Raw genomic sequence first — 4,861 nt, 5'->3', positions numbered from 1 at the left:
CGGCTGTTGCGCGGACGCGGTCGCGCCCGGCGCGGCCCGAGCGCGGACCGGCAAGCAGGGCCAGCAGCTCGGAGACATCGGGGAGCGAGGCGCCGTCGGCCTGGCGCACCCGGGCCAGCGCGCGGCGCACCCCGGCGCTGGTCGGGCCGTCCTGGTCGGGCCGCGGCGCGCGCCGCCAGCCGCCGCGGCCCGCCGGCTCCACCGAGCCGGACGCCTTGCCGGTGGCGGCCAGGTCGACGATGCCGGCCCAGGCCACGATGTCGGCGGCTGGTCCGTCCCAGCCGCCGGCCGCCGGTCCGTAGCCGTACCCGGGCACATAGCCGCCGCCGGACGCAGCCCCAGGACCGGTCGCGGCTGCCTGCCCGGAGGCGGCCGTGGACAGCAGCAGCGGGCGCAGGGCGGCGGCGATCCCCAGGTCGACCAGGCGTGGGCCGATGACGGACAGGACGATGTCCGTGGCCGTCAGGTCGCCCAGCGCACCGACCGTGTGGTGGGCCGCGTCGATGGTCTCCAGCAGGGTCCGGGCGAGCCGGTCGATCTCGTCGGCGGACAGCGGCCCTCGCTCGGTGAGCTCGCGGGCCAGGGTGGGACCGCCGACGAACTCGGTGACCGCGTAGGGGCGGTCGGCGTCGGGCGCGGCGTCGAGCACGCCGCAGGTGTGCGGCCCGGAAAGCACGCGGGCCCGGTCGACGGCCGCCGCGAAGCGGGCCCGCATGTCGGCGCGCAGGGCGTCGCCCGGGTGCAGGGCACGGATGGCCACCTGAGCACCGCCCGGCGCGCGCCCCAGGTAGACGATGCCCGTGATGCCCGCATCGAGACGGCCGAGCAGCTGATAAGGCCCGAGCGCCGAGGATTCGCCGACGGCGAGTGGCGCGACATGGCGAGGTAGTCGAGCGGTCATGGTGGGTGCCTCGAATGCGACTCGCGGATGGCCGGCGGCATGCAGCCTCTCCGACGGTAGCTACTCAGGTCGTGTCCGTGAAGGCTGCTAAGCCCGCTTCTTCGGGAGTATCCGGGTCGTGGCCGCCGTGCCCGCGAGGCCCGGGCCGGGCGCGGGCGCACCGACGGCACGCGGGCGCGCCTGCCCGGCGCCCGGATGGGCGGCCTCGATGCCGTCGAGCAGCCAGCCCAGGGCATGTTCGAAGCGGGGGGCGAGCAGCCGGCAGCCGGCGGTCCGCAGCGCCTGCAGCCGCGGCAGCTCCTCGGCGGTGACGAGCTCGTCGAAACCCGGTTGCGGTTCCAGTGGCAGTGCAGGATCATGATCGTGGTGGCCCGCGTGCCTGTTCGGGGCACGGTAGGCCTGGCTGCTGAGCTCCCGCAGCGTGCAGCCGACCACCAGGTCGCTGACCGAGTGGATGATGCGCACCTGCTCGTCCGGATCGTCGGTGATGCGCGACGCGACGGTGAGGTACTGCTCGAGGTGGCGGAGCTTGTTGGGCCCGAGGGAGGGGCGAACCGCGACGTTGAGCGCCCACGGGTGACGCTGGTAGGACTGCCTGGTCCGCTGGGCGATCTCGGCCAGCGCCGCCCGCCAGTCGGCCGGGATCTCCTCGAGCAGATGCCCGCCGAGGAACTCGTTCCACATCAGGTCGAGTAGCTCGTCCTTGTCGCGGACGTGGTAGTAGAGCGTCATCGTCCCGACGCTCAGGCTGGCGGCGAGCCGGCGCATCGACACGGCGGCCAACCCCTCGGCGTCGGCAAGCTCGATGGCGGCCAGGGCGAGCCGCTGGGGGCTCAGACTGGGCCGGCACCCAGGTGGAGAAGCCTGCCCCGCCCGGCGCCTCCCGCCCGGCTCGACAGCCGGTTCCGTCGGCGCGGCCATGACCTCGTCACCTCCGAACACGCAGCCGAACAGCAATTTTTGGCGTTGGTACATCGTACGGCGTAGTGTTGCGCCTAGTCCTCGTACGGTGTACGACGGCTGGTAGGAGGGGATGTTGGGAATGGCAGATTCTGAAGGAACGGGCGCATCCGGCGTCGGCGATACCGATCAGGCGCCGGCGGCGGTGCCCGGGGGCGCCTTGTCCGCCGAGACATCCGCCGCAGGTAGGCGGGGCGCGGCCGCTTCGGCGCCGCCGGCTCCCCGGGCGAAGTGGGCCGTGCTGGCGGTGTGCTGCCTGGCCCAGTTCATGGTGGTGCTCGACATCTCGATTGTGAACGTCGCGTTGCCGGCGATGCAGACCGATCTCGGAATGTCGGCCAGTGGCCTGCAGTGGGTGGTGAACGCCTACACCCTCGCCTTCGCCGGGCTGCTGCTGTTCGGCGGGCGGGCGGCGGACCTGTTCGGCCGGCGCCGGGTCTTCGTGTTCGGGCTCGTGCTGTTCACACTGGCGAGCCTCGCCGGCGGTCTCGCCCAGACCGAGACGCAGCTCATCATCGCCCGAGCGGTGCAGGGACTCGGCGGCGCCGTGCTGGCCCCGGCAACGCTGAGCCTGCTGATGACCTCGTTCGCGGAGGGCCGGGAGCGAACCAGGGCGCTCGGCGCCTGGGGTGCGACGGCGGCCAGCGGCGGTGCTTTCGGGACGGTCGTCGGCGGCATCCTCACCGACCTCGCCGACTGGCGGTGGGTGTTGTTCGTCAACGTGCCGATCGGGGTCGCGCTGGTGGTCGCGGCGCGCGTGGTGCTCGTGGAGTCACGCGGGCAGGTCAGCCGCCTTCGCGACCTCGACGTGCCGGGCACGCTGACTGTGACGGGCGGCCTGGTCCTGCTGGTCTACGCGATCGTCCGCACGGAGACCTCCTCCTGGGGGTCGCCGGTGACGATCGGGATGCTGGTCGGAGCGGTCGTGCTCCTCGGCGCCTTCATCGCGATCGAGGCCACCACGGCAAACCCGCTGGTGCCGCTGAACATCTTCCGCTATCCCGGGATCGCGGTGGCCAACGTGATCGCGGCGCTTCTCGGCGCGGCGATGTTCGCGGTGTTCTTCTTCCTCACCCTGTTCATGCAGCGGGTCCAGGGTGACAGCCCGCTACGTGCGGGGCTGTCGATGCTGCCGATGCCGTTGATGATCATTGTGGCGTCGCAGCTCGTCACGCGGACGATCGGTCGGCTTGGCCCGCGGCCGATCATCGTTTTCGGCGCCGCGGTAGGTGCGTCGGGGCTGCTGTGGCTGTCGGCGATCACGCCGGGCGGCTCGTACTGGTCGCACGTGTTCGGCCCCCTCGCGGTGATGGGCTTCGGCATGGGAACCACGATGGTCTCGATGGTCTCCGCGGCCACCGCGGGCGTGCCGATCCGGCTCGCCGGGCTTGCCTCCGGGCTCATCAACACCGGGCGGCAGATCGGCGCGGCCGTCGGCCTCGCCGCTGTCACGACGATCGCCACACACCACACCGAGGGTCGGCTCCGGCACGGGGTCCCGCAGCCCGAGGCGCTGACCTCCGGGTACTCGCTCGGCCTGTTCATCGGCGGCTGCGTCTTCGCCGTCGGAGTCCCTGTGGCCTTCCTCCTGCCGCGGCTGCGCCGGCCCCAGCCGGCCGCCTCCGAGGCGCCGGCACCGACGCGGCCCGCCGACGGCGACCAGCAGGCAGTCGCCAGCGCCGCCGAGGTCTGACCTCGGGTCGGTCCGTCTACCTTGCCCTTCCAGAGGGATAAACCAGATGCAAAGCCCTCTGGAAGGGCGAGGAACGCCGGCTACAGCTCGGTCGGTGGGCGCCGGTGTCAGCGGCGGGCGGAGCGCACCAGCCCGACGACCTCGGCGGCGGCACGCTGCACCCCATCCGGGCCGAAGATCTCGATGCGGGCGACCGCACGACCCTGACCGGCGTGGACCGTGCGGACCTGGAACAGGTGCCAGTCCCGTACGTCCAGGTCATCGAAGAACGTGACGGTCTGGGACAGCACTGCCGCGGCCACCTGCGGCCGGTCGGCCGGCATGGGGGGGATCCCCGAGGCTGTGAGCAGATCGGCGAGCGGCAGCACCTCGCAGGAATGTGCCAACAGGGCCCGCCACACCGTCGGGTCCTCGCCCGCGTCGCCAATCCGCTGCCACTGGTCGAGCCGGTGCGGTTCCACCCGCGGCAGCACCCGAACCTCCCACGGCATCATCCGCCGATCCGGGAAGGGCACCGCGCCCGCCGGCCCCGGCAGATCCGCCCGACTCGTCTGCAGACTGAGGAAGTCCGGCTCGGAGGCACGCAGCATCACGTCCGCCCGGCAGATGTGCAGCGAGCCCTGCCGGAAGGACAGCGCCAGCGCGTCGATCGACCCGCCGTGCGCGAGACGCTCGACGTCGACCCAGAGCGGCTGCTGGCAGTCCCCGGGGCGAGAGAAGATCGTGTGCAACGAGTGCACCGCCTTGCCCGGCGCCAGGCGTTCCGCGAGGACGATCTGCTGACCGAGCAGCTGCGCGCCGAGGATCCCGCCGTGCGCGCTCACCAGACATCGGGCCGGCACCGGAGGAACATCCCCGCCGAGGTCCAACACCGCCAGCAGATCACTCAGCGTAAAGCTGCCCGGCGTTGTGGCGTCGATCGGTAGCGGCGGCTCGGGCTGTGCGGACGAGGAACCGACTCGCTGCGGATCGATGGTCTCCACTGACCGTTCACCCACATCGCACCCCTTTCCCTGCGCGGGCCGCCCGGCCGCACGGTGAGGGACGCGATCACCCTGCGCCGCAGCTCGGCGCGGACAGGTGACGGGTCGCCGCGCCGCCGACAGGCCGCCGCGCGTGGATCACGACTCCGCCCGGCGCGGAGCCTCGCGGGCCAATATCGACCCGTTCGGTGCCATGGGCCGGCCGCAGTGGTGTATGCCACGTCGCCACGAATCGCCGACCAGCACAAAAGCCGCAAAATACCCGAGCTTGCCTCTTGGCGATCTGTATCCGGAGACAAATACGGCTGCGGGGGTGGTCAGGGG

Annotated in this window: 4 protein-coding genes; 1 reads left to right on the top strand and 3 read right to left on the bottom strand. The window is 72.3% G+C overall.

Annotated features, from left to right (window positions below):
- Together NBZ85_RS27645 and NBZ85_RS27640 are read right to left on the bottom strand one after the other, a co-directional pair.
- A partial coding sequence (locus NBZ85_RS27645) for a protein kinase family protein (protein ID WP_498041269.1) occupies positions 1 to 901 on the bottom strand: 901 nt, incomplete at its 3' end.
- Between the two features lie 87 nt (positions 902 to 988).
- On the bottom strand, positions 989 to 1,822 hold the full coding sequence (locus NBZ85_RS27640) for a TetR/AcrR family transcriptional regulator (protein WP_261559937.1): 834 nt from the start codon (positions 1,820 to 1,822) through the stop codon (positions 989 to 991).
- A 121-nt stretch (positions 1,823 to 1,943) separates the two neighbouring features.
- On the opposite strand from NBZ85_RS27640, the gene NBZ85_RS27635 reads away from it, so the two are divergent.
- Positions 1,944 to 3,554 carry an MFS transporter gene (locus NBZ85_RS27635; protein WP_261559936.1) on the top strand — a complete coding sequence of 537 codons (1,611 nt, stop codon included), beginning with the start codon at positions 1,944 to 1,946 and terminating at the stop codon, positions 3,552 to 3,554.
- A gap of 107 nt (positions 3,555 to 3,661) precedes the next feature.
- Here NBZ85_RS27635 and NBZ85_RS27630 read toward each other — a convergent pair whose 3' ends face one another.
- Positions 3,662 to 4,552 carry an acyl-CoA thioesterase gene (locus NBZ85_RS27630; RefSeq protein ID WP_261559935.1) on the bottom strand — a complete coding sequence of 297 codons (891 nt, stop codon included), beginning with the start codon at positions 4,550 to 4,552 and terminating at the stop codon, positions 3,662 to 3,664.
- Positions 4,553 to 4,861: the final 309 nt, after the last annotated feature.

Source organism: Frankia tisae (assembly GCF_025403405.1).
Taxonomy (GTDB): domain Bacteria; phylum Actinomycetota; class Actinomycetes; order Frankiales; family Frankiaceae; genus Frankia; species Frankia tisai.
The sequence above is the reverse complement of the archived record's forward strand: the minus strand, read 5'-3'. Positions and strand labels throughout refer to the sequence as shown.